Annotated in this window: 25 protein-coding genes and 5 tRNA genes; 17 read left to right on the top strand and 13 right to left on the bottom strand. The window is 61.1% G+C overall.

Going from position 1 to position 24246, the window contains the following annotated elements:
• Positions 1–34 precede the first annotated feature (34 nt).
• On the bottom strand, positions 35–1867 hold the full coding sequence (gene phaC / locus QWE_RS22580; protein WP_006728498.1) for a class I poly(R)-hydroxyalkanoic acid synthase: 1833 nt from the start codon (positions 1865–1867) through the stop codon (positions 35–37).
• A 160-nt stretch (positions 1868–2027) separates the two neighbouring features.
• On the opposite strand from phaC, the gene QWE_RS22575 reads away from it, so the two are divergent.
• The 5 genes from QWE_RS22575 (at position 2028) to recJ (ending at position 7600) form a co-directional block, all read left to right on the top strand.
• Complete coding sequence (locus QWE_RS22575) at positions 2028–2438, top strand: SHOCT domain-containing protein (RefSeq protein WP_240532604.1); 411 nt, start codon at positions 2028–2030, stop codon at positions 2436–2438.
• A gap of 230 nt (positions 2439–2668) precedes the next feature.
• The gene (locus QWE_RS22570) at positions 2669–3886 is read left to right on the top strand and encodes an LL-diaminopimelate aminotransferase (RefSeq protein ID WP_006728496.1); all 1218 of its coding nucleotides are present in this window, start codon (positions 2669–2671) and stop codon (positions 3884–3886) included.
• Between the two features lie 71 nt (positions 3887–3957).
• Positions 3958–5277: a homoserine dehydrogenase gene (locus QWE_RS22565; protein WP_006728495.1), complete on the top strand. Its 1320-nt coding sequence runs from the start codon at positions 3958–3960 to the stop codon at positions 5275–5277.
• Positions 5278–5446: 169 nt separating this feature from the next.
• Positions 5447–5656, top strand: coding sequence for a hypothetical protein (locus tag QWE_RS22560; protein WP_006728494.1), 210 nt, complete (start codon positions 5447–5449; stop codon positions 5654–5656).
• 138 nt (positions 5657–5794) lie between these two features.
• The gene (gene recJ, locus QWE_RS22555) at positions 5795–7600 is read left to right on the top strand and encodes a single-stranded-DNA-specific exonuclease RecJ (RefSeq protein ID WP_006728493.1); all 1806 of its coding nucleotides are present in this window, start codon (positions 5795–5797) and stop codon (positions 7598–7600) included.
• A gap of 36 nt (positions 7601–7636) precedes the next feature.
• Here the strand turns inward: recJ and QWE_RS22550 are convergent.
• From QWE_RS22550 to gloA, 5 genes are all read right to left on the bottom strand, one after another.
• Positions 7637–7711 (bottom strand) — tRNA-Glu (locus QWE_RS22550).
• A gap of 170 nt (positions 7712–7881) precedes the next feature.
• A tRNA-Glu gene (locus QWE_RS22545) sits at positions 7882–7956 on the bottom strand.
• Positions 7957–8126: 170 nt separating this feature from the next.
• Positions 8127–8201, bottom strand: a tRNA-Glu gene (locus QWE_RS22540).
• Between the two features lie 160 nt (positions 8202–8361).
• Positions 8362–9339 carry a hypothetical protein gene (locus QWE_RS22535; RefSeq protein WP_006728492.1) on the bottom strand — a complete coding sequence of 326 codons (978 nt, stop codon included), beginning with the start codon at positions 9337–9339 and terminating at the stop codon, positions 8362–8364.
• A 105-nt stretch (positions 9340–9444) separates the two neighbouring features.
• A complete protein-coding gene (gene gloA / locus QWE_RS22530) occupies positions 9445–9885 on the bottom strand; it encodes a lactoylglutathione lyase (RefSeq protein ID WP_006728491.1) in 441 nt (146 codons plus the stop codon).
• A gap of 182 nt (positions 9886–10067) precedes the next feature.
• Between gloA and QWE_RS22525 the strand changes: the two genes are divergently transcribed.
• The 6 genes from QWE_RS22525 (at position 10068) to QWE_RS22500 (ending at position 12699) form a co-directional block, all read left to right on the top strand.
• Positions 10068–10646, top strand: coding sequence for a cold-shock protein (locus QWE_RS22525; RefSeq protein WP_006728490.1), 579 nt, complete (start codon positions 10068–10070; stop codon positions 10644–10646).
• Positions 10647–10725: 79 nt separating this feature from the next.
• Positions 10726–11127, top strand: coding sequence for a DUF192 domain-containing protein (locus tag QWE_RS22520; protein WP_240532603.1), 402 nt, complete (start codon positions 10726–10728; stop codon positions 11125–11127).
• Between the two features lie 104 nt (positions 11128–11231).
• Positions 11232–11308 (top strand) — tRNA-Pro (locus tag QWE_RS22515).
• Positions 11309–11391: 83 nt separating this feature from the next.
• Complete coding sequence (locus QWE_RS22510) at positions 11392–11697, top strand: ETC complex I subunit (RefSeq protein ID WP_006728488.1); 306 nt, start codon at positions 11392–11394, stop codon at positions 11695–11697.
• Positions 11698–11730: 33 nt separating this feature from the next.
• A tRNA-Arg gene (locus QWE_RS22505) sits at positions 11731–11807 on the top strand.
• A gap of 160 nt (positions 11808–11967) precedes the next feature.
• Complete coding sequence (locus QWE_RS22500) at positions 11968–12699, top strand: hypothetical protein (protein WP_006728487.1); 732 nt, start codon at positions 11968–11970, stop codon at positions 12697–12699.
• 84 nt (positions 12700–12783) lie between these two features.
• On the opposite strand, the gene QWE_RS22495 is transcribed toward QWE_RS22500, so the two are convergent.
• The 4 genes from QWE_RS22495 to QWE_RS22480 all read right to left on the bottom strand — a co-directional run bounded on the left by QWE_RS22495 (position 12784) and on the right by QWE_RS22480 (position 17117).
• On the bottom strand, positions 12784–13557 hold the full coding sequence (locus QWE_RS22495; RefSeq protein WP_006728486.1) for an amino acid ABC transporter ATP-binding protein: 774 nt from the start codon (positions 13555–13557) through the stop codon (positions 12784–12786).
• 17 nt (positions 13558–13574) lie between these two features.
• The gene (locus QWE_RS22490) at positions 13575–14726 is read right to left on the bottom strand and encodes an amino acid ABC transporter permease (protein WP_006728485.1); all 1152 of its coding nucleotides are present in this window, start codon (positions 14724–14726) and stop codon (positions 13575–13577) included.
• Between the two features lie 2 nt (positions 14727–14728).
• Positions 14729–15922, bottom strand: coding sequence for an amino acid ABC transporter permease (locus QWE_RS22485; protein ID WP_006728484.1), 1194 nt, complete (start codon positions 15920–15922; stop codon positions 14729–14731).
• A 166-nt stretch (positions 15923–16088) separates the two neighbouring features.
• Positions 16089–17117 carry an amino acid ABC transporter substrate-binding protein gene (locus QWE_RS22480; RefSeq protein ID WP_006728483.1) on the bottom strand — a complete coding sequence of 343 codons (1029 nt, stop codon included), beginning with the start codon at positions 17115–17117 and terminating at the stop codon, positions 16089–16091.
• Between the two features lie 356 nt (positions 17118–17473).
• Between QWE_RS22480 and QWE_RS22475 the strand changes: the two genes are divergently transcribed.
• The gene (locus QWE_RS22475; protein ID WP_006728482.1) at positions 17474–18664 is read left to right on the top strand and encodes a cystathionine beta-lyase; all 1191 of its coding nucleotides are present in this window, start codon (positions 17474–17476) and stop codon (positions 18662–18664) included.
• Between the two features lie 12 nt (positions 18665–18676).
• Here the strand turns inward: QWE_RS22475 and QWE_RS22470 are convergent, their stop codons facing one another.
• Together QWE_RS22470 and QWE_RS22465 are read right to left on the bottom strand one after the other, a co-directional pair.
• Positions 18677–19840: an FAD-dependent monooxygenase gene (locus QWE_RS22470; protein WP_006728481.1), complete on the bottom strand. Its 1164-nt coding sequence runs from the start codon at positions 19838–19840 to the stop codon at positions 18677–18679.
• 29 nt (positions 19841–19869) lie between these two features.
• The gene (locus tag QWE_RS22465; RefSeq protein WP_006728480.1) at positions 19870–20115 is read right to left on the bottom strand and encodes a zinc-finger domain-containing protein; all 246 of its coding nucleotides are present in this window, start codon (positions 20113–20115) and stop codon (positions 19870–19872) included.
• Positions 20116–20277: 162 nt separating this feature from the next.
• Between QWE_RS22465 and QWE_RS22460 the strand changes: the two genes are divergently transcribed.
• Entirely contained in the window at positions 20278–21063 is a 786-nt protein-coding gene (locus QWE_RS22460) for an alpha/beta fold hydrolase (protein WP_006728479.1), read from the top strand.
• A gap of 3 nt (positions 21064–21066) precedes the next feature.
• On the opposite strand, the gene QWE_RS22455 is transcribed toward QWE_RS22460, so the two are convergent.
• On the bottom strand, positions 21067–21870 hold the full coding sequence (locus QWE_RS22455) for an enoyl-CoA hydratase-related protein (RefSeq protein ID WP_052018256.1): 804 nt from the start codon (positions 21868–21870) through the stop codon (positions 21067–21069).
• Positions 21871–21941: 71 nt separating this feature from the next.
• Here QWE_RS22455 and cysE point away from each other — a divergent pair, with 71 nt between their 5' ends.
• The 4 genes from cysE to clpS all read left to right on the top strand — a co-directional run bounded on the left by cysE (position 21942) and on the right by clpS (position 24239).
• The gene (gene cysE, locus QWE_RS22450; RefSeq protein WP_006728477.1) at positions 21942–22766 is read left to right on the top strand and encodes a serine O-acetyltransferase; all 825 of its coding nucleotides are present in this window, start codon (positions 21942–21944) and stop codon (positions 22764–22766) included.
• Positions 22767–22892: 126 nt separating this feature from the next.
• Positions 22893–23096, top strand: coding sequence for a DUF3126 family protein (locus tag QWE_RS22445; protein WP_006728476.1), 204 nt, complete (start codon positions 22893–22895; stop codon positions 23094–23096).
• 206 nt (positions 23097–23302) lie between these two features.
• On the top strand, positions 23303–23650 hold the full coding sequence (locus QWE_RS22440) for a phasin family protein (RefSeq protein ID WP_006728475.1): 348 nt from the start codon (positions 23303–23305) through the stop codon (positions 23648–23650).
• Positions 23651–23891: 241 nt separating this feature from the next.
• The gene (clpS, locus tag QWE_RS22435) at positions 23892–24239 is read left to right on the top strand and encodes an ATP-dependent Clp protease adapter ClpS (RefSeq protein WP_006728474.1); all 348 of its coding nucleotides are present in this window, start codon (positions 23892–23894) and stop codon (positions 24237–24239) included.
• The last annotated feature ends 7 nt before the right edge of the window (positions 24240–24246 follow it).

The raw sequence follows: 24246 nt of genomic DNA, 5'->3' as shown, positions 1-24246 counted from the left end.
CGAGCCGAGAGGGGGCATTGCCCCCTTATCGGTTCTAGACCCTTGCCATGACATTTCGGCCGGGCGCGTCGGCAATAGCGTTGAGCGCATCGCCACCCGGCTTACGGGCTGGCACGCGTTCGTCGGCAAGGTTCTCGATCCAGATCTGCCAGTGAGGCCACCACGAACCGGATGTCTCCTTGGCATTCGCCATCCAGTCTTCGTAAGTTCCCGCGACCTTGCCATTGGTCCAATACTGGTACTTCTGCTTGTCCGGCGGATTGACGACGCCGGCAATATGGCCGGAACCTGAGACCACGAAATCGACCGGCCCCCCGAAAAGGCTGCTTCCGACGAAGACGGATTTCGCAGGCGCGATATGGTCTTCCTTGGTTGCCAGATTGTAGATCGGGATTTTCACGTCCTTCAGCGACAACCGCTTGCCGGCGAGCTCCATCTTGCCCTGGCTCAGCGTGTTGTTGAGGTAGCAATTGCGCAGATAGAAGGAGTGGTTCGCCGCCGCCATCCGGGTCGAATCGGAGTTCCAGTAGAGGAGGTCGAAGGGCATCGGATCCTGGCCCTTCAGGTAGTTGTTGACGAAATAGGGCCAGATCAGCTCGGAAGCGCGCAGCATGTTGAAAGCCGCAGCCATCTTCGAGCCATCGAGATAACCCGTCTCCAGCATGCGCTGTTCAAGGTTGGCAAGTTGCCCTTCGTCGACGAAGACCTTGAGGTCTCCTGCATACGTGAAGTCGACCTGGGTGGTGAACAGCGTCGCGCTGGCGATCCGCTTGTTCTTCTCCTGCGCATGCAGCGCAAGGGCTGCCGCAAGCAGCGTGCCGCCGACGCAGTAGCCGATGGCGTTGACTTCTTTTTCCCCGGTCGCCTTCTCCACGGTGTCGAGGGCGAAATCCACGCCTTCGCGGATATAGGCCTCCCAGCCCTTGTCCGCATGGCGTTCGTCCGGATTGACCCAGGAAATGACGAAGACGGTGTGGCCCTGGTCAACGCACCACTTGATGAAGCTTTTCTGTGGGTTGAGATCGAGGATGTAGAACTTGTTGATCCAGGGCGGGCAGATCAGCAGAGGCCGCTTCAGCACTGTCTCGGTCGTCGCCTCGTATTGGATGATCTCGCAGATGTCGCTCTGAGCGATCACCTTACCCGGCGTGATCGCCATGTTCTCGCCGACGGCGAACTTGCTTGTGTCGGTCTGGCGGATGCGCAGGTCACCGTCACCGGCCGCGATGTCTTCGGCGAGCATCTGCATGCCCTTGACGAGGTTCGCGCCGCTGCTCTGCACGGTCTCGCGGTAGAGCTGCGGGTTGGTGGCGACGAAATTGGCGGGGGAGAGTGCGGCCGTGATCTGCCGCATGTAGAAATTCGCCTTGTGCCGCGTGTGCTCGTCGAGCCCGCCGGCATCATTGACCATCTTCTCCGCCCATTGCGACAGCACGAGATAGGTCTGGCGCAGGAAATCAAAGAAGGGATTGCGCTCCCAGTCTTCGTCGGAGAAACGCTTGTCCTTGGGCAGGGGATCGGCGAATGCCTGGTCCGGTGTGGCGAATCGCGCCAGCGACCGGCTCCAGACGCCGAAGACGGCATTGAGCAGATGGGTCTGCGCTTCGAGCGTCCGCTTCGGGTCGGACATCCAGTATTCCGCAACCTTGCCCATAGTCTTGACCATTTCGGCAACCGGCTCGGCCATGGGATCGGCGATCTCCCCGGTTTCCCGGGGCTTGAGCCAGACGGATGCGGCCTTGCCGAGGTTTTCCAGCGCCTTGGCCGCGTTGACGGTCAAAGCCTGCGGATCCTTTATGATGTAGGGTTCGATCAGCTTCGGATCGAACGCGGCGTTCGCTTCGGCCTCTTCGCGCGTCCTGTCCATGCCGTCCTCCCCAGGATTGTTCTGGCGTCTTTTGTGTTTGCCTATCCTGCATGAAAACGACTACAAGTTCCAGCGATTGGCGCATAGTCTTTCGATGAGGATCGACGGTTGCGCCCTTGAGGAATGTCAGTTTCCCGCGCAGATGCGGGCGGTCGGGGCTATGGTGCACAAGAAGTTCAATCTTTCGGGTCATTCTCTGCAGGCGCTCGTGGTCGCCTTGGTCGCACTGATGGCCGGCACCGCGTGCCAGTCTTCTGCACCGACCACGACGCAAGTCGCAGCCGCACCAACGGCGCTCGAAGTTACCGTCGAGGATCCGGACAATCCGGAAGCGCCGCAGGCCCGGGCGACCTATCCAGACGGTTACCCGAATTTTGCCGGCTCGCTGAACGCTGCGAATGTCCAGTTGAGCAATGACGAGGCGACCGCGCTGCAGGCACAGTTGACCTCGCTGGGTGCGGCCCGCCAATCCGGCAGCATCAGCGAAGCCGCCTACCAGGCGAGACTGGCTGAACTGCGCAAGCTCGCAGCACAGCACGGCCCCGAAACGCAGGCTCTGATCGCCAATTAAGGCTTGCGCTGGCGGCGTTTTTTTCGCAAAGCAACCGAGGCGTTTTTGACATAAAATTTCGTCGGCGATTCAGGCCCTGCGTCGGATTTGCGACAAAATTTCCTGCGAGCGCTTTGATTGGGATATCATCACGCGCATTCGGTTTTGCGGTTCGTTGCGGAGCGTGTGGTCACTGGGACAACGAGCGCGCCTGCCGCGGTTTCTGATCCGCGCGGTTTCAGGGGTTGAAGATGGAAGAGTTTCACAAAGTCCGGCGCCTGCCGCCGTACGTTTTCGAACAGGTCAACCGTTTGAAGGCGAGCGCGCGAGCCGGTGGGGCCGACATCATCGATCTCGGCATGGGCAATCCCGATCTTCCGACCCCGCAGGCGATTGTCGACAAGCTGTGCGAAGTCGTCCAGGACCCGCGCACCCATCGTTACTCTTCCTCCAAGGGAATTCCGGGCCTGCGCCGCGCCCAGGCCGCCTACTACGCTCGTCGTTTCAATGTGAAGCTCAATCCCGACACGCAGGTCGTGGCGACGCTCGGCTCGAAAGAAGGCTTCGCCAATATGGCGCAGGCGATCACCGCGCCTGGCGACGTCATCCTTTGCCCGAACCCGACCTATCCGATCCACGCCTTCGGCTTCCTGATGACCGGCGGCGTGATCCGTTCGATCTCGATCGAGCCCGACGAGACCTTCTTCCCGCCGCTCGAGCGCGCCGTGAAGCACTCGATCCCGAAGCCGCTGGCGCTGATCATCAACTATCCATCCAACCCGACGGCACGCGTCGCGAGCCTCGACTTCTACAAGGACGTCATCGCATTCGCGAAGAAGCACGACATCATCGTGCTGTCCGACCTTGCCTATTCGGAAATCTATTTCGACGGCAATCCGCCGCCATCCGTTCTCGAAGTGCCGGGCGCCATGGATTGCACCGTCGAGTTCACCTCGATGTCGAAGACCTTCTCCATGCCCGGCTGGCGCATGGGCTTTGCCGTCGGCAACGAACGCCTGATCTCGGCACTGACCCGCGTGAAGTCCTATCTCGATTACGGCGCCTTCACGCCGATCCAGGTGGCCGCGACCCACGCACTGAACGGTGACGGCTCCGACATCGCTGAAGTCCGAAGCGTCTACAAGCGCCGCCGTGACGTCATGGTCGAGAGCTTTGGCAAGGCCGGCTTCGAAGTGCCGCCGCCGGCAGCCACAATGTTCGCCTGGGCGAAGATCCCGGAAAAGTTCCGCCATCTCGGCAGCCTCGAATTCTCCAAGCTGCTCGTCGAGAAGGCCGATGTGGCCGTGGCACCGGGCATCGGCTTCGGAGAAATGGGCGACGAATATGTCCGTCTCGCGCTCGTCGAGAACGAACACCGCATCCGTCAGGCCGCCCGTAACATCAAGAAGTTCCTGTCATCAGCCGATGACACGCTTCACAACGTGATTTCGCTCAACGCACACCGTTGAGCCCACGTTGATACCCAGGCGGTCCCATCAGGACCGCCTCACTTCCTTTTCGATGACGTCAGGAATGCCTCATGGCAAATGCCCTTAAAATCGGCGTGGCGGGTCTCGGCACCGTCGGTGCCTCGCTCGTCCGTATCCTCCAGACCCGTGCCAATGCGCTCGCCGTTGCCTGTGGTCGCCCGATCACGGTTGCGGCCGTCTCGGCGCGCGATGCCTCCAAGGATCGCGGCATCCTGATGGACGGCATCACCTGGTATGCTGATCCGGTGGAGATGGCCAAGCAGGCCGATATCGACGTCTTCGTCGAACTCGTCGGTGGCTCTGAAGGGGCCGCCGAAGACTCGGTCCGTGCAGCGCTTGTACGCGGTTTGCATGTGGTGACTGCGAACAAGGCGCTCCTGTCGCATCATGGCGTCGAGCTTGCCAAGTTGGCAGAGGAAAAGGGCCGCCTCCTGAACTACGAAGCAGCGGTCGCCGGCGGCATTCCCGTCATCAAGACACTGCGCGAATCGCTCACCGGCAACAATTTCTCCCGCATCTACGGGATCATGAACGGCACCTGCAATTACATCCTGACCCGGATGGAACGCGAGGGCCTGTCCTTCGCCGATTGCCTGAAAGAGGCGCAGCGCCTCGGTTATGCCGAAGCCGATCCGAGCTTCGACATCGAAGGCAACGACACGGCCCACAAGCTGTCGATCCTGACGACGCTCGCCTTCGGCTGCGAGATCTCGGCGGACAAGATCTATCTCGAAGGCATCACCAACATCTCGATCGAGGACATCCATGCGGCCGCCGATCTTGGCTACCGCATCAAGCTCCTCGGCGTCGCCCAGAAAACCGAAAGCGGCATCGAGCAGCGCGTCCACCCGACCATGGTGCCGCTCGATAGTGTGATTGCCCAGGTCGACGGCGTCACCAACGCTGTGGCGCTCGAATCCGACATTCTCGGCGAACTGCTGATGGTCGGCCCCGGCGCCGGCGGCGAGGCCACGGCATCTGCCGTGCTCGGTGACATCACCGATATCGCCAAGAGCCGCCCCGGCGCGCAGGAAGTGCCGGTGCTTGGTCGTCCTGCCCATCTGCTCGAACCCTATCGCCAGGCAGAGATGCAGAGCCATGAAGGTGGCTACTTCATCCGCCTCACCGTTCAGGACCGCACCGGCGTCTTCGCAAGCATCGCGACGAAGATGGCGGAGAACGCCATTTCGCTCGAATCGATCGTCCAGCATTCCAAGCAGCCGGTGACGCCGGATCGGCCCCAGACGATCATCCTCGTGACCCACGCGACGATGGAAAGCGCGGTCCGCAAGGCCGTGGGTGCGATCAAGGGCGAGGGTTATCTGATCGGCGAGCCGCAGGTGATTCGCATCGAGCGCCCGAAAACTTGAGTTCAAATGATGCCGTTCGAGGGCCAGATGCGGCCTGCGGACGGTTCAGCACGGTATGAAACCCCATTAATCTGATGATTTCGGCGCTGCCGAGACTTCCTCTCTCGCCAAAAGTCTAATGCGGGCGTAGTCTCCGCCCACGATCGGGGTCTTGGGGAGGAGTTCGTCGATGGCACTGGGCGAGGGGAGTGCGCGCTGGGACGACGTGGGCGATGGCCCGGCGCCACCCGACCGCAGCGATGAAACTGCCATATATCAAAGCCAGTTTGAGCACGAAGGTTCGGGGTCCGCGCAGACGAATTCCGGCTGGGGGCCGCTCCTTGCCTTTGCGGCAGTGATGGCCGTTCCCTTCGCGCTGGTTGCCTGGTTGATGTCCTGATCCGGTTGAGACCGGATTGAATGAGGCCTCCTGCCTCTGGTGATTTTTTGCGATCGGTATAGAACGGGAAGGGGCGGTTCCGCCGCCCCAGGCCCTGTCGCGCAGCCAAACCTTGGTCGCGCCCCGTAAAGAGCAAGAATGTCGACCGAACCGGTAGATCCCGTCATCCGCGCCTTTCTTGGCGTTGAACACTCAGCAAGCGGTCAGCGCTGGATGTCGCGCACGGACCAGGCAGGCCAGAACAAAGCGCTGGCCATCAGCCAACTCCACGGTATTCCCGAGCTCGTTGCGCGCGTTCTGGCAGGCCGCGGCGTGGGCGTGGACGAGGCCCCGGCCTTCCTCGATCCGACGATCCGCAACCTGATGCCGGATCCGTCGAAACTCACCGATTGTGATGCCGCCGCCCGTCGGATCGTCGAGGCGATCGACCGCAAGGAGCGTGTTGCGATCTTCGGAGACTACGATGTGGACGGCGCTGCCTCCTCGGCATTGATGGCTCGCTTCCTGCACCATTTCGGCATCGAGGCCGAGATCTATATTCCCGACCGCATCTTCGAGGGGTACGGCCCGAATGCTGCTGCCATCGATCAGCTGATCGAACGGGGCGCCAATCTTCTCATTACCGTGGACTGTGGCTCGACCAGCGTCGAGGCTTTGGGGGCGGCGGAGCGCCGCGGCGTCGATGTCGTCGTCATCGACCACCACCAGATGGGCCACGAGATGCCGGTCTGCCACGCCTTGGTCAATCCGAACCGGGAAGACGATCTGTCGGGGCAGGGGCATCTCTGCGCGGCAGGCGTTGTCTTCATGGTTCTCGTGGCGACACTCCGGGTTCTGAGGGAGGTAGGGCATCCGCATGCACGCTCGCTCGACCTGCTCGCCTGGCTGGATCTCGTGGCGCTGGCGACCGTTTGCGATGTCGTGCCGCTCAAGGGGCTGAACCGCGCCTATGTGACGAAGGGGCTGATCGCAGCTCGCCACCAGAACAATGCTGGCCTTGCTGCCCTCCTGCGGGTGGCCGGCATAGGCGGTCCTGTAACACCCTATCATTTCGGATTTCTTCTTGGCCCCAGAATCAATGCCGGTGGCCGTATCGGCGATGCAGCACTCGGCAGTCGTCTGCTGACGCTGGACGATGCAAGTGAGGCGGATCAGATCGCCGCCAAGCTCGACGAGCTCAACCGCGAGCGCCAGGCGATGGAGGCGGTGATGCTTTCCGAGGCTGAAGCCGAGGCCATGGCGGAATACGGCACGGGCGAGAAAGCTTCTGTTATCGTGACCGCCAAGGAGCACTGGCATCCGGGCATTGTCGGCCTGCTGGCGGCCCGGCTGAAGGAGAAGTTCAAGCGCCCCGCCTTTGCAATTGCCTTCGATCCGCTCGGCAAGGGTACCGGCTCTGGCCGTTCCATCAATGGCTTCGACATGGGCCGCATGGTGCGCGCAGCCGTGGACGAGGGGCTTCTCGTCAAAGGCGGCGGTCATGCCATGGCAGCGGGCCTGACGGTCGATCGCGCCAATCTCGGCCGGCTGCGCAGCTTCTTCGAGGAGCAGGCCTCCACGCAGGTCCTGGCGCTCGCGGCAAATCAGACGCTGAAGATCGACGGCGCGATTGGCGCCTCCGGTGCGACGCTTGCCCTGGTCGACCAGCTGGAAGCCGCCGGCCCCTATGGCTCGGGCCATCCGCAGCCGATCTTCGCCGTACCGCTCCACCGGCTAAAGGATGCCCGTCCCGTTGGCACGACTCATATCAAGATCACGCTCGAAGGCATGGATGGCAGTCGACTGGAGGGAATCGCCTTCCGCGCTGCCGAAACCGATCTCGGCCATTTCCTGATGAACAACCGTGGCAGCCAGGTGCATGTCGCGGGTACGTTGAGCGCCGATCACTGGCAGGGCAACAGGCGCGTGCAGTTCCGCGTCATGGATGCTGCCAAGGCGCCCTGAACGGCTGAAAGTCTCTTCATGTCGGGGAGATCGAAGTGGCACGCCCTAGGGGAGTCGAACCCCTCTTCCCAGAATGAAAATCTGGTGTCCTAACCGATAGACGAAGGGCGCGTGCGCTTCGGTGGCGCCCTTATGGCCGGAACTTGGCCCAAGCGCAAGAGGTCTTGTAGCCCGTGTGACGTTTTTATCCACAGGCTTGCCGAGCGACCGTAACATAAAGACAAACAAGGACTTGGATCTTGTCGATCCACAGGTTCTCAGATGTCGGGGAGAGATCGAAGTGGCACGCCCTAGGGGAGTCGAACCCCTCTTCCCAGAATGAAAATCTGGTGTCCTAACCGATAGACGAAGGGCGCGTGCGCTTCGGTGGCGCCCTTATAGTCAGGCCTCCTGACGACCGCAAGCGGAAATTTGACGATCCGCAGTGGAAAAATTCTGAGTGGGTGAAACCGCAGAATGGCGCCGTAACCGCGTGCAGTGATACACCGATCAAGACGTTCATAATGTCTGGAAAAGAGAAACGAAGTGGCACGCCCTAGGGGAGTCGAACCCCTCTTCCCAGAATGAAAATCTGGTGTCCTAACCGATAGACGAAGGGCGCGTCTGCTTCGTGGCGCCCTTATAGTCAGGCTGTTTGAAGACCGCAAGCGGCATTTTCGCCTTTCATGCAAAAAATATGACAGCGGCAACAAAGACCCTTCGAAATGCCGATAAGGCCAGTTTTTCGAAGGACTTGGCGCCCGGATCGTTTGACAAGAGCCTTAAGGCGCCGTTGCCTGTGTCGACTTCTTGCCGCCTTTCAAGAGATCCGAGAAGGACGGCAGCCAACCCTTCTTCTTCTTTGCAGCTTCGGCATCCGCCACCAGCTCCTCGGCCGAGAGCGGCTCGGCCGGATCGGCTTCCTCGACGGCACCCATGGCCTGCAACTGATCGGGCGTCAGTTGAACCCGATCGGGCACCGACCCGGTGGGCTCGCGTAGCGAAAGCATCTTTCGTTTCGGACGGGGATCGGAGAGTTTCTTCAGGACCGGTTCTTCGCTGCCGACGGCTGCAGCCTCAGTGAGCGGGGCTTGAGCCGCGGCGTCCGCGCGCGCCTGCTCCTCCAGCGCCCGTTGTTGCATCAGCATCTGCTGTTCGGCGGACGGGCTGAACAGGCTCTTGCTCACCGCATTGACGCCGAGTGTCGGCATTTCGCTCGGCACGAGGCTGCCGCGCGGTGCGGGTCCACCGGCTGAGGCCTGAACGGAGGCTGGCTCGATGGCCTGCACGGCTGCCGTCTGCGGCCTCTGACCGGCAGAAAAGAGGCTGTTGCTCTTCGGTGCGGCATTGGTCGGCTGCATGGTGAGGTCGCCGAGATCGGCGGAGGACTGGGAGGCAGCCTGAGGGGAATCGCCTTGTGTCGCCTGTTGCTGCAGGGCGAGAACTTCCGGCGGCGGTTCGGCGATGTCGCTATAGGCGGCAGCCATCGGCACCGGCTTGCGCTTCAGGCGCGCGGGATCCGTCTCGTTCTTGGACGGCATTGACGCCGATGCGTCGACAACCTGTCCCGAAACGGCACTCACATAGGGATCGCGGAACGCATTCTTGCCGGCAGACTTGCCGGACGCTTCCTCCGCGGGCGTGGCTTCTCCGAGCGAGAGCACTTCGTCCGCGCTCGTCTGGCAAGAGGCGAGCATCACGCCGCTGACAACGGCCAGAATGCCGAGTGTCGGTCTGCGGGAATGGGATTTGCTGGTCATGGCAGGTCTCCGTCATCGCTCCCATCGGGGAAGCAGGGAGGGCCGCCAAGGCGGCCCTCGTCTGATGCGGAGACTAAGTGCGCAAACTTGCGCGAGGCGGTGGTCTTACCAGGCGCCGGTATTCGGCATCGAGGCCCAGGGCTCGGCAGGCGCCAGGTTTTCGCCCTTCTGCAGGATCTCGATCGAGATGCCGTCCGGCGAGCGGACGAAGGCCATGTGGCCGTCGCGCGGTGGACGGTTGATGGTGACGCCATTGTCCATCAGCTTCTGGCAGATCGCATAGATATCGTCGACCTCATAGGCGAGGTGGCCGAAATTGCGGCCGCCCGCATAGTCTTCGGTATCCCAGTTGTAGGTGAGCTCCAGGCAGGGCGACATGTCGGCCTTGGCCTTGTCGAGATCCTTCTCGGCGGTCAGGAAGACCAGCGTGAAGCGGCCCTTCTCGTTTTCATAGCGGCGGATTTCGGTCAGGCCGAAAAGCTCGCAATAGAAGTGCAGGGAAGCCTCGAGATCCTTCACTCGGACCATGGTGTGTAGGTAGCGCATGGGTGTTCTCCTTTGACCCGGACGATATGGAACAGCAGTCAGCTTCGAGCAAGGCTGTGGTGCAAAAGCAATTGGTGAAATGTAAAACTAGGGCTTGCGCTGATCCGTTGACCAAATGTTAATCTGAATCTCAAGAATCAGTTAACTGAGCAATGTGACGCGTTTTCGAGGGGCTTGGGGAAATGGCGGACAGGATATCATCGAAGGGGCTCGGCGAGTTCGAAGAGCTGTCCGGAGAAGCCGTAGACCTGATCGAGATCACCGGCGTCGTCAAATGGTTCGACGTCGCCAAGGGGTTCGGCTTCATCGTTCCGGACAACGGCATGCAGGATGTCCTCCTGCACGTGACCTGCCTGCGCCGCGACGGCTACCAGACCATTCTCGAAGGCACGCGCATCGTGGCGCTCATCCAGAAGCGCGATCGCGGTTACCAGGCCTTCCGCATACTGTCGATGGACCAGTCGACCGCGATCCATCCCTCGCAGATGCCGCCGGTCCGCACCCATGTTCAGGTCACCCCGACCAGCGGGCTTGAGCGCGCTCTGGTCAAGTGGTTCAACCGTACCAAGGGCTTCGGCTTCTTGACGCGCGGCGAGGGCACCGAGGACATCTTCGTGCATATGGAGACCCTGCGCCGGTTCGGCCTGACCGAACTGCGTCCGGGTCAGACGGTGCTCGTGCGCTTCGGACCGGGGGACAAGGGCCTGATGGCGGCGGAAATCCATCCGGACAATCCCGGCCCAGCAGCACGGGCGCATTGAGCCCATGGTGCCTATGCCAAATCTTCTCAGAAGCGCCCTTGCGGCGCTTTTGCTGTTTTTCGCTCCTGTCGCTTCGGCCATGAGCGATGTGACCTTCGAACGCGGTCAACTCGCCTTCGAAACGACTGCTGGCGGCACCATTACGATCGACGTGGAATGGGCCCTGACGGCCGAACAGCGAGCAAGGGGGCTGATGGAACGGCCGCCGCTTCCCGATCGCACCGGCATGTTGTTCGACTTCGGTGATACCCGCATGGTCACCATGTGGATGGCCAACACGCCATCCTCCCTGGACATGATCTTCATCGACGAAACCGGCCGCATCGTTCGCATCGCAGAGCGCACCACGCCCCTGTCCGAATCGATCGTGTCCTCAGGCGAGCCGGTCCGTTATGCTCTCGAGATTCGCGGCGGTCATGCAGCCGAACTCGGGCTCGATACATCCGCACGTCTGGTCTTACCGCTCGATCTTCCGAAATGATCCCGGTCTCTGTCGGTTTCGGTTGAAAAATCAGTACCCGTAAAACCGCTTTTTTACTGTTGCGGGGGCAGTGTGAACCGTGTATTCCGGCAACATTGCTGGAACGGAGTGTAGCGCAGCCTGGTAGCGCATCTGGTTTGGGACCAGAGGGTCGGGAGTTCGAATCTCTCCACTCCGACCAGCAGTCAAAGACCGCCGGCTAAGGCGGTCGGGAAGTGTGCGGCAGGCTGCCTTGCCGTGAAGTCTTGGAGATGGATGAGACCCATGTCTGCAAAGATCTACCGCCCCGCGAAAACCGCCATGCAGTCCGGCAAGGCAAAGACCCATCTCTGGGTTCTGGAATTCGACCAGTCCGCGCCGCGCAAGATCGATCCGATGATGGGCTACACCACCTCGGGAGATACTCGCCAGCAGGTCAAGCTGACCTTCGAAACGCTGGAGCAGGCGGAAGCCTATGCCGCGCGCGAGGGCATCGAGTATCGCGTGATCCTGCCGAAGGAAGCCAAGCGCCAGGTCGTCTCCTACACCGACAACTTCCGCTACAATCGTCTGCAGCCCTGGACGCACTGATCCGGGCTCAACCGCTCTCTGCAGTCCCCAGACGGTCCCTTAGCTCAGCTGGATAGAGCAAGTGCCTTCTAAGCACTAGGTCGTAGGTTCGAGCCCTACAGGGATCGCCAAACTCTGCCATCATGCCTGACGACGTCTCAGACCGCCAAGCTCCGGTTTTCTTCCAGTTCTACTGAGCTGTGCAGAAACCAAACAGCGCGACGTTTTTTCATGTCTGCCAACCTTTCGGAAACCCTTGGGCGTCATGATGCCGCTCACGAGAGGTTAACCATGTCCAGTCGCACCGCTTCTTCCCGCCGCGCGCCGGCAAAGCGCCGCAAGTCGAGCCGTTCTTCCGCCGGTCAGGGCATGACATCCTGGCTCGCCATCCTCGCGGTGGTGGCCGGTGGTATCGCGCTCTATGAGAACAGGGCCGTCGTCATCAAGCAAGTGTCGCCTTTGCTGTCGAACGAACGGTCCGTCGCAGCGAACCCGAAGCCGAAATCGGATACAAGCCGAGAAAAGCAGCCCCAGCCCCAGTCCAAGACGCAAGCGGCCACCGCAAAGGCACCCGTGCCGCCGGCCGCGGTCGGTGTCGTCAAGGCGGCCGTGCCTCCGGTACGTCCAGCCACGGGCGCGACCGAGACGGCTCAGCTGACGGGCGAGAATTTCTCCGGCAAATTCTATTTCTGCGGCACGTCCGGTCTCGACAACTGCGTCATGAGCGGTGACACCTTCTGGTATCGCAAGACGAAGATCGTGCTGGCGGATATTGCCGCCCCGCGCACCGATGGTGCAGCCTGCCAGCAGGAGCGCGACCGCGGCTTCGCAGCCAAGGTCCGGCTCAAGGACCTCCTGAGTTCCGGCCGATTCGATCTCCAGACGCTTAAGGTGCAATCGGCAGGCGCTGCACCCGGGATGATGCGGGTGGCGACCCGCGACGGTCGTTCGCTGGGCTCCATTCTCGTCTCGGAAGGTCTGGCCAAGCCGCGCATGGCCCGTCAGCAGAGTTGGTGCCCCTGACGGCAGCTGATTTCTTGCCCTTGATGCAGAAGAGCCCGCCACGGTGTCGCGGCGGGCTCTCGTGTTTCGTGTCTGAACGGCAGCTCAGTGCAGGATCTGGCTGAGGAAAAGCCGGGTGCGCTCATGCTGCGGGTTGTCGAAGAACTCGGCGGGCGAGTTCTGTTCGACGATCTGGCCCTGGTCCATGAAGATCACGCGGTCGGCAACCTGGCGGGCGAAGCCCATTTCGTGGGTGACGCAGATCATGGTCATGCCTTCTTCGGCAAGGCCGACCATGGTGTCGAGAACTTCCTTGACCATTTCCGGGTCGAGCGCCGAAGTCGGTTCGTCGAACAGCATGATCTTCGGCTTCATGCACAGCGCACGCGCAATCGCCACGCGCTGCTGCTGACCACCGGAAAGCTGGCCCGGATACTTGTTGGCCTGTTCCGGGATCTTGACGCGCTTCAGGAAGTGCATCGCCACTTCTTCCGCATCCTTCTTCGGCATCTTGCGCACCCAGATCGGTGCCAGCGTGCAGTTTTCGAGGATGGTCAGGTGCGGGAACAGGTTGAAGTGCTGGAACACCATGCCGACTTCACGGCGCACTTCGTCGATCTTCTTCAGGTCGTTGGTCAGTTCGATATTGTCGACGATGATATTGCCCGTCTGGTGTTCTTCCAGTCGGTTGATGCAGCGGATCATTGTCGATTTGCCGGATCCGGATGGTCCGGCCACGACGATGCGTTCGCCCTTCATCACCTTGAGGTTGATGTCTCGCAGGACGTGGAAATCCCCGTACCACTTGTTCATGTTGATCAATTCGACTGCCACATCGGTGCCCGACGCGGTCTTTTTTGCGGAGTTGGCTTCAGCCATTGTTGTTCCCCTTGTCCTTATCGCTTGTGGCCGGTGTCGAGGTGCCGCTCCATGAAGGCGGAATAGCGCGACATGCCGAAGCAGAAGATCCAGAATACGAAGCCTGCGAAGATCAGACCCGTGAGCGGTGTCACAGGTGTGGCCCAGGTGGCGTCGGTGAAATTGAGACGGACGATGCCGAGGAGGTCGAACATGCCGATGATCGACACGAGCGAAGTATCCTTGAACAGACCGATGAAGGTGTTGACGATGCCCGGAATGACCAGCTTGACTGCCTGCGGCAGGATGATCAGGCGGGTCTTCTGCCAGTAGGAGAGGCCGAGCGAGTCTGCGCCCTCATACTGACCCTTCGGGATCGCCTGCAGGCCGCCGCGCACGACTTCCGCCATATAGGCAGAGGCAAACAGCGACACGCCGACCAGCGCGCGTAGGAAGTTGTCGATGGTCCAGCCCGTCGGCATGAAGAGCGGCAGCATCACATTGGCCATGAACAGCACGGTGATCAGCGGCACGCCGCGCACGACTTCGATGAAGACGACGCAGATCATCTTGATGACAGGCATGTTCGAACGGCGCCCGAGTGCCAGCAAGATGCCGAGCGGCAGCGAGACAGCGATGCCGACGAAGGACAGGATCAGCGTCACCATCAGGCCGCCCCAGAGCGGGGTTTCAACCACTCGCAGGCCGAAGCCGCCATGCAGCAGGAAGAAGGCCACGATCGGGAAGATGATGAACAGCAGAAGGGCGTTGAGGCCCTTCCGCGGCGCCTTCGGGATCAGCATCGGTATCAGAAGGGCCACGAACATGACGCCGACGAGAATGACGCGCCAGCGTTCGTCGAGCGGGTAGCGCCCGAAGATGAACTGCGAGAAACGGCTCTCGACGAAGGCCCAGCAGGCACCTTTCCAGCCGTCAGGCTGGGTGCCGCCCTGGGCGATCGTCGCGCAGACCGAGCGATCGGTGCCGAACCACGCAGCGTCGAAGAACAGGAAGTTTAGGGCGCCGGGCAGGGTGAGAGCCAGAACGGCGAGCCCGATGATTGTCAGGACGACATCCTTCGGGGTTGCCAGAAGATTCTTTCGAATCCAGCCCACGACGCTCGCTTCCGAGGTCGGCGGGGGCAGAGGGGCCAGCATTTCCTGGCGAACATAAGTGACTTCATACGCCATGATCAACGCTCCACCAGGGCCATTCTTGCATTGAACCAGTTCATGAAGAGCGAGGTCACAATGCTGATGGAGAGATAGACCATGAGCCAGATCGACACGATCTCGATGGCCTGGCCGGTCTGGTTGAGGGTGGTTCCGCCCGTCGAGACCAATTCGGGGAAACCGACGGCGACACCGAGAGACGAGTTCTTCGTCAGGTTGAGATACTGGCTGGTGAGCGGCGGAATGATGATGCGCATCGCCTGCGGTACGACCACGAGACGCGTCGTGGTCGACGGCTGCAGGCCAAGCGCAGACGCAGCCTCGGTCTGGCCCTTCGAGACGCCCTTGATGCCGGCGCGGATGATTTCCGCGATGAAGGCAGCCGTGTAGAAGGACAGCGCGAGATAGAGCGCAACGAATTCCGGTGCGATGACGGCGCCGCCGGACATGTTGAAGCGGCTTGCGACCGGATAATCGAAGGTCAATGGCGAGCCGGCCGCCAGGAAGGCGAGAACGGGCAGGCCGACGATCAGGCCGAGGCCGACCCAACCGGTCGGGAAAATCTGCCCGGTCCGCATCTGCCGTGCCTTGGCGAAGCGCGCGATTACAATCGTGAGGACGATGCCGACGAGCAGGGCGATCGGGATCACGCTTGCCCCGTCACCCCAGATCGGCTTCGGGAAGGCGAGGCCACGATTGTTGAGGAAGGTCGAGAACGGCAATTCGAGCGAGTCACGCGGCTGCGGCAGGGTCGCAAGCACGCCCGAGTACCAGAAGAAGATGACGAGCAGCGGCGGCAGGTTGCGGAAGGCTTCCACATAGACGGTGCAGAGCTTGGCAATCAGCCAGTTCCGCGACAGGCGGCCGATACCGATGAGGAAGCCGATCACGGTCGCTGTGACGATACCGGTTGCAGCGACCAGCAGAGTGTTGAGCAGGCCAACCAGGATGGCGCGTCCGTAGGTCGAGTCTGCACTGTAGTCGATGAGGCTCTGCCCGATATCGAATCCGGCGCGGCCATTCAAGAAGCCGTAGCCCGTTGCAGTGTTGCTACGGGCAAGGTTTGCGATGGTGTTGTTTGCAATGGTCCAGACGATAAACGTCATGACGGCGATCGTAGCGATCTGAAAGAAGATCGATCTTACTTTCGGATCGTAGATCAGCGAGCCAAAGCTCCGCCCTTCGGCGGGCAAACTGGTGGCGTGATCTGTCATGCTGTGCCAAATCCCCGAGGCTTCTGTGAGCCCTCAATGTTATTGTTTTTCGAGACAGCCGGCATTCTCTGATGTCGCCGCTGACCGCAGCGCGCGTGCCGGTCTGAACACGTAGTCCCGATAAGCGCGAGGCGGCTTTCGCCGCCTCGCAAAGTCCAGCCTGATCTTAGCGGATCGGCGGTGCGTACTGCAGGCCACCGTTGGTCCAAAGGGCGTTCACGCCGCGCTCAATCTTGAGCGGGGTGCTGGCGCCGATGTTGCGCTCAAAGACTTCGCCGTAGTTACCGACGCCCTTGATGATGTTGTAGGCCCAGTCATTGGAAAGACCAAGATCGGTACCGATCTTGGTGTCGGCTTCGGCGCCCAGGAAACGGCGGATGTCCGGGTTGGTCGTCGAAGACTTGATCTCGTCGACATTAGCCTGGGTGATGCCGAATTCTTCAGCCTGTACCAGAGCGTAGTGGGTCCACGAAACGATGTCGAACCACTGGTCGTCACCCTGGCGAACGGCCGGGCCAAGCGGCTCCTTCGAGATGATTTCCGGCAGAACGATGTGATCGTCCGGGTTGGTCAGCGTCAGGCGGATCGAATAGAGACCCGACTGGTCGGTCGTGTAGACGTCGCAACGACCGGCTGCGTAGGCTGCGTTCACTTCCTCAAGCTTTTCGAAAACGACCGGCTTGTATTCGAGGTTGTTGGCCCGGAAGTAGTCGGCGAGGTTCAGTTCGGTCGTGGTGCCCGACTGAACGCAGACGGCGGCGCCCGAGAGCTCAAGAGCGGAGCTGACGTTCAGGCCCTTGGTGACCATGAAGCCCTGGCCGTCATAGTAGTTGACGGTACGGAAGTTGAAGCCGAGCGCGGTGTCGCGGCTGATGGTCCAGGTCGTGTTACGTGCGAGCATGTCGACTTCGCCGGACTGCAGTGCCGTGAAACGGCTCTGGGCGGTGGTCGGCGTGTATCGTACCTTGGTGGCATCGCCGAAGATGGCAGCAGCTACGGCCTTGCAGTAATCGACGTCGAAGCCGGTCCAATTACCGGCAGCATCCGGCGAAGCGAAGCCGGCAAGACCCGTGTTCACGCCGCACTGGACGAAACCCTTGGCCTTCACGTCATCAAGCGTCGCGGCGGAAGCTGCGGACGCGCCAAAACCCAGGACCGCAGCGCCGATGGCAGCTGACAGGAACTTGTTGTTCATTTTTCCCAACCTTTTTTCTCTTGTTGTATGCCAGCGACGGCCACCAGCCGAATTCAGCAGCGTACGTCGGTTCGCAGCCTCCCGGTGCGAACCTTCACATTCCATTCGTAAATTCAGGCAGGGTCAAGTCTTTATGCCGCAGAACGGCCACAAAAGCGCGAATTTGCCAAATTCGCCCTCCAAATAGGCAAAAATGTGTGGTTTTTAGCCTGAAGTGATGAAAATCTCATCTTTTTGACTGTTCTGATATGCTCGAACTGCAAGACTTGCGCCGCGGATCACAGAATTGTGCAACTTGACCGCCCCGCAAGGAGGCGCGAAAACCACGGCATCCGAGCCTGAGGAATCGTCAATCCATGAGCAAATCCAAAGACTGGCTGGCATCTGCCGGCACCGACACGAAACTGTGCCATATCGGCTATGATCCGGCCGATTACCACGGCTTCGTCAATCCACCGGTGGTGCATGCCTCCACGGTCCTCTTTCCGAATGCGCGGGCCATGGAAACGCGCACGCAGCCCTACACCTATGGCACGCGCGGCACACCGACGACGGATGCTCTGTGCAAGGCGCTCGATGAATTGGAAGGGTCTGCCGGAACCATCCTCGTGCCGTCGGGCCTCGCCGCGATCACGGTTCCCTTCCTTGCCTTCCTGTCCGCAGGCGACCATGCGCTGATCGTCGATTCCGTCTATTCGCCCTGCCGCCATTTCTGCGACACGATGCTGACACGCCTCGGCGTCGAGGTCGAGTATTACGATCCCGAGATCGGATCCGACATCGCGCGCCTCATCCGGCCAAACACCCGGCTCGTGCACACCGAAGCGCCGGGCTCCAACACCATGGAAATGCAGGACATCCGGGCGATCTCTGATGCGGCACACAAGCATGGCTGCGTCGTCACGATCGACAACACCTGGGCCACGCCACTCTATTTCAAGGCGCTCGACTTCGGGGCCGACATCTCGATCCACGCCGCCACGAAATATCCGTCGGGCCATTCCGATATCCTGATGGGGACAGTCTCGGCCAATGCCAAGCACTGGCCCGTGCTGAAGGAAGCGAATATCACGCTCGGCATCTGCGGCGCTCCCGACGACAGCTATCAGATCCTGCGCGGACTGCGCACGATGGGCCTGCGTCTGGAGCACCACTACAAGAGCGCGCTATCGGTCGCCCGCTGGCTGGAAGCGCGAAGTGACGTCGACCGTGTCCTGCATCCGGCGCTCGAAAGTTTTCCCGGCCACGCCATCTGGAAGCGGGATTTTAAGGGCGCGAGCGGCGTCTTCTCCTTTGTCCTTCCGGCAGCCTCCAGGGACAAGATCAAGCCCAAGGCGCATGCCTTCCTCGACGCCCTGCAGCTTTTCGGCCTCGGCTGGTCCTGGGGCGGCTACGAGAGCCTCGCGGTTCTCGTCAATCTCGAAGACCGCAAGATCCGCAAGGGCCCGACCGACGGCGCCGTGATCAGGCTTCAGATCGGTCTGGAGAACGTCGAGGATATCTGTGCTGATCTCGAGCGCGGATTTGCAGCGGCAGCCGCGGTCTGACGACGAAGTCGCTCAGCCGTCGATCCGGTGGCCGTAGAGCCAGTCCAAGTCGGCGGCGAGCGTCTCGGGTGAGCGCAGCGACAACACGATGTCGCGCCCGAGGCGGAAGGGGCCGCGTGCATGGTAGGCGAAGCGGTTGAAGTCGCCGCGGGCCTTGACCCGCGCGGCGCGTGCCTTGCGTTCGGTCGTGAAGGTAGCAAGTGCTGAGGGCAGGGGTGCCCGCGCGACATGGACCACCAGCGCAAATGCATCCTCGATCGCCATGGCCGCACCCTGTGCGGAAAAGGGCATCATCGCATGCGCCGCATCCCCGATCAGGATCGTATCGCGCCCATTGTGCCAGTTGCCCTCGGAAGCCTGGTAGAGAGGCCAAAAGGTTGGTCGCTCCGCGCCGGCCAGAATGGTTCTGATGTCACGATGCCAGCCGGAAAACTGTTCGAGCAGCATGGCGCGCCGCGCCGCATCTGCATCGATGGCCCAGCTTTCGTCGCTCCTCGTGCCGGCCGCAATAGCAACCAGGTTGAAGCCCTCGATCTCGTTCAGTGGATAGCTGACGAGATGCGCCTTGGCGCCGAGATAGGCGGTCACACCTGTCCGGGACAAAAAGCCCGGCGCCGCAGCCTGGCTGACGGTGAAGCGCCAGGCGATGTTGCCGGAAAAGCTGACGCTCGGCGCACCGACGATCGCATCGCGGGCGACTGACCAGGCGCCATCGGCGCCGATGACCAGATCAGGTTTGCGATGGGTGATCGAGGCGAGGGCATCGCCCCCAACGCCCTGTACCCGATGGCCGAGATGCAGCCGGCAAAGCGGTTGGTTGAGCACGGCCCGCAGAAGCCCTTGCTGAAGGGTCGAACGATGCAGAACGCCATAAGGATGCCCCCAGCGCTTCCTCGCGAATTGACCGGCGGGTACCGATGCCAGTGGGCGGAGGTCCTTGCCAGAGACAAGGCTGATCGCCGTAGGCTCCACCCAGTGACGCTCGAGTTCGCTGAGCACGCCCAGCGCGTCGAGGACGCGCGTCGCATTGGGCGACAGCTGCAGGCCGGCGCCGACCTCTCCGAGTTGCGGCGCCTGCTCGATGATATCGGAGGAAATGCCCTTGGCGGCGAGCGACAGGGCAGCAGTGAGCCCCGCCACCCCGGCTCCGACGATGGCGGCGTGCTTGATGGACATGGATATCGATGCCGATCGTGACGCCGCGGTCACGCCGCCTTGATGTGGAAGACGCAGCCCGGCGGGTTGGTCTGTTCAGCCTTCAGGCTCGGATTGTAGCGATAGAGCGTGGAACAATAGGAGCAGACCTTTTCATTGTCGTGTCCCATGTCGATGAAGATGTGCGGATGGTCGAAGGGCACGGATGCGCCGGTGCACATGAATTCCTTCACGCCGACTTCGATCACGCGGTGACCGCCGTCGTTCTGAAAATGGGGAATGGTGTGGCCGGCCATGACTTGCTCCGAATGCTGTGCGAATTTGCGCGGACATTAGCGCCGTCGTCGCCAAATGTGTAGAGCCGGGGGAGCGCAAAAGTCACAGAAAATCTGCCTGCGGCAATTGATGTCACCGTCCCGATGGCTATGGTTGCCGACCGTGCTCACAAGGACTGATCGATGAATCTCGACGCGCCGCCGTTTTCCTCCTTCCGCAACGATGGCCTCGACCTCGCCTATTTCGACGATGGTGATCCGGCCGGCGAGCCGGTGCTACTGATTCACGGCTTTGCTTCTTCGGCAAGCGTCAACTGGGTCTATCCCGGCTGGCTGCGCACGCTCGGCGATGCCGGCTATCGGGTGATCGCCATCGACAATCGCGGCCATGGTGGAAGTGCCAAGCCGCATGATCCGGAAGCCTATCACCCGACCTCGATGGCCGCTGATGCCGCCGCATTGCTCACCCATCTCGGGATCGCCGATGCCCATGTGATGGGCTATTCGATGGGGGCCCGGATCTCGGCCTTTCTGGCGATCGAACATCCCGATCGCGTCCGCTCGCTGGTCTTCGGCGGCCTCGGCATCGGCATGTGTGACGGTGTGGGCGACTGGGATCCGATTGCCGATGCGCTGCTTGCGCCTTCACTAGATGACGTGTCCCACGAGCGGGGCCGGATGTTCCGAGCCTTCGCCGACCAGACTAAATCGGATCGTCTGGCGCTTGCCGCCTGTATCCGCACCTCGCGCGACCTAGTGCGCCGGGAAGATATCGCTAGGGTCGAGATCCCGACCTTGATCGGCGTCGGGACGAAGGATGACATCGCCGGATCCCCGCATGAACTGGCCGAGCTCATGCCGCGGGCCGTGGCGCTCGATATCCCCAATCGCGACCATATGCTGGCGGTTGGAGATCGCGTGTTCAAGAAGGCCGCACTCGACTTCTATTCGGAACTGGCCGGAAACTGACGCTCAGCGGCCGGTGAAAACAGGCCGCCGGCGTTCGGCAAAGGCTGAGCGGCCCTCGCGATAGTCGGCGCTTTCGAAGGTCGTTGCACCAATGATCTCGGCTTCCCGTAGCAGGTTGTCGTCCACCTGTTCCACGGCGCGCAAGGCGAGCTTCGATGCGCGCAGCGACAGAGGCGCATTGGCGGCGATGGTATCCGCCAGGATCTGAACACGCTGTTCCAGCTCGTCGGGCTCGGTGACTTCGGACAGGAAGCCGCAGTCGATGAGGTCTGACGCCTTCATGGCCGCACCGGTGTAGAGCGCGCGTCGCGCCATCTGGCTGCCGAGGCCGCGGACGAAATCCTGGACTGCATCGGCCGGGTAGGCGAGGCCTAGCCGCGCGGCCGGGACCGCAAACACCGCATCGGATGCCGCAATCCTCAGATCTGCCGCCGCCGCGAGGCCAAACCCGCCGCCGTAGCACACGCCCCTGATCGCTGCGATGATCGGAACCGGCGCCTCCCGAATGGCTGCAAAGGCGCGGCTGTTCGAGGCCTCGTAGACGCGAGCGGTCTGAGCATCCTTGCGTAATTCGGTAAATTCCGAAATATCTGCGCCTGCGCTGAAATCCGCAGCGCCGCCCCCGGAGATCACGATCACGCGGGCCTGTGCTTCAACATGGAGCCAATGGATGGCCTCGGGGATCGCCCGCCACATGGCCGCTGTCACGGCATTCTTGCGGTGCGGATTGTCGAGGATCAACAGCCCCGTTCCGCCTTCACGGAAAGCTTTGATAAAGCCATTGGCGAAGCTCATCGACTGTTTCATGCGGCCCCCATTTGAGTTCATCTGGTCTTGGACTATATAATGGGTCTTCACGACGAATGAGGAGACCGGCAATGGTCGCACACAACGACGTCCTCAAGACCGAGACTGTCAAGTCCATGGACCCGATCTGGGACAGCCTGCGGCAGGAAGCCCGCGTGGCCGCCGATCGCGATCCCATGCTGGCGGCTTTCTTCCACTCGACGGTGCTGAGCCACCGCTCGTTGGAAGACTGTGTGATCTACCGGATCTGCGAGCGGCTCGATCACTCCGACGTGCCGGCAATCGTGCTGCGCCAGGCCTTCGAGGCGATGATGGCGGACTGGCCGGAATGGACCGGGATCCTCCGCGTCGACATCCAGGCGGTCTACGACCGTGACCCGGCCTGCACGCGCTTTCTCGAGCCCGTCCTCTATTTCAAGGGTTTCCACGCGATCCAGACCCATCGTCTGGCGCATTGGCTCTGGAATAATGGCCGAAAGGACTTCGCGCTCTATCTGCAAAGCCGCTCCTCCAACATGTTCCAGACGGACATCAATCCGGCTGCCTGGATCGGCAAAGGCATCTTCCTCGATCACGCGACCGGCCTCGTCGTCGGCGAAACCGCGCGCATCGGAGACAATGTTTCCATCCTGCATGGCGTCACCCTCGGCGGCACAGGCAAGGAAGGTGCGGATCGGCATCCGAAGATCGGTGACGGCGTGATGATCGGGGCAGGGGCCAAGGTCCTCGGCAATATCGAGGTCGGCAGCTGCTCGCGCATAGCCGCAGGCTCGGTCGTTCTGAAGCCGGTTCCCCGCTGCACCACCGTTGCAGGCGTTCCCGCACGCGTGGTCGGTGAGGCCGGCTGCGCCGAACCGAGCCGTTCGATGGACCAGATGATCGCTTCGGAAGACTGACAGCACGATAACGTGAACGGCAAGCTTTGCCGCGGTTCCCTGGGCAAACTTCACTTCGCGTCTTTACAGGTCCGGAATGCCCGTGCGACAAGCGCGCACCCAAGAAACAGTCCACGGAGACGCAGTGTGAAGCCCGAAGAACTGAAGAAACTCGACGCCTATTTCAAGCGCACCTTCAACCCGACGATGAGTGTGAAGGCTCGTCCGCGCAAGGACGATTCCGCTGAAGTGTATGTCGGTGACGAGTTCCTCGGCGTTGTCTTCAAGGACGACGAAGACGGTGATCTCTCCTACAATTTCTCCATGGCGATCCTCGACGTCGACCTGTGATTGCAGGGATGTCCGCTGCTGGCCGAAGTTCGCCAGCGCGCCAAAAGATGTATCATGAAGATGGGGCCGCGCCGGTTGGTGCGGCCCCATTTCCTTATCCGGCTTACAATTGACGATTGTTGTGCGCCGCACAAATTCACTTGACCGTTTTTGTGCGACTGCTATGTTTCGGCTATCTGATATGCCGACAGAAGGAGGATGCTCGCATGTTCAACATCGATGACGCCAGCAAGAAGAGCAAGGAAGCCATGGACACCATGCTGAAGAATTATTCGGAAGTGACCAAGGGTTTCCAGGCCATCGCGACCGAGGCGACGGACTACTCCAAGAAGTCGTTCCAGGATCTCGCGTCCTTCATGGAAGCCATGACTTCGGTCAAGAGCATCGAGGCTGCCTTCGAGCTCCAGACGTCCTTCATGAAGTCCTCCTACGAGAGCTTCGTCGCCGAAGCGACCAAGATGGGCGAAATGTATGCCGATCTCGCCAAGATCGCCTACAAGCCTTACGAGGGCACAATCAACAAGGCCATGGCGCCGATGTCGTCGGCTGCCTGATCCAAGCTTGCGTGGAACCTGCGAGACCGGTCGTGCCCTGCACGGCCGGTCTTGTTATTTGTGCCTGCTGGTATAACCTATCCGTTCAATTTCCTCGCTTTTCAGGGCTTCGTGACAAATTGTCGTCACCGCTGTCCGGGGGGCTTAAAATCACCGCATAATGAACTACCTTACTGTGCTGAGTGTTCGTCCGCACCGATGTGTAACGGCAAACCGGCCGGACAACGGAGAATGAACTGAAATGACTGCCAAGCCGGCCTTCATGCAGAGCCAGGGTGACGGGGACAATGCCAATCGCGGCACCTCGGTGATCACCCGCACCAAGCCGAAGACGAAGAAGCCGAACCTGTATCGCGTCCTGCTTCTGAACGACGACTACACCCCGATGGAATTCGTGATCCATATCCTGGAGCGCTTCTTCCAGAAGGACAGGGAAGCCGCCACCCGCATCATGCTGCACGTCCACAATCATGGTGTCGGGGAATGTGGTGTCTTCACCTACGAAGTCGCCGAAACCAAAGTCTCACAGGTGATGGATTTCGCCAGGCAACATGAACATCCGCTTCAATGCGTCATGGAAAAGAAGTGAGGATCAG

The sequence above is a fragment of the Agrobacterium albertimagni AOL15 genome (genome assembly GCF_000300855.1).
Lineage (GTDB): Bacteria > Pseudomonadota > Alphaproteobacteria > Rhizobiales > Rhizobiaceae > Allorhizobium > Allorhizobium albertimagni.
This window is presented reverse-complemented; position numbering and strand designations above follow the sequence as displayed.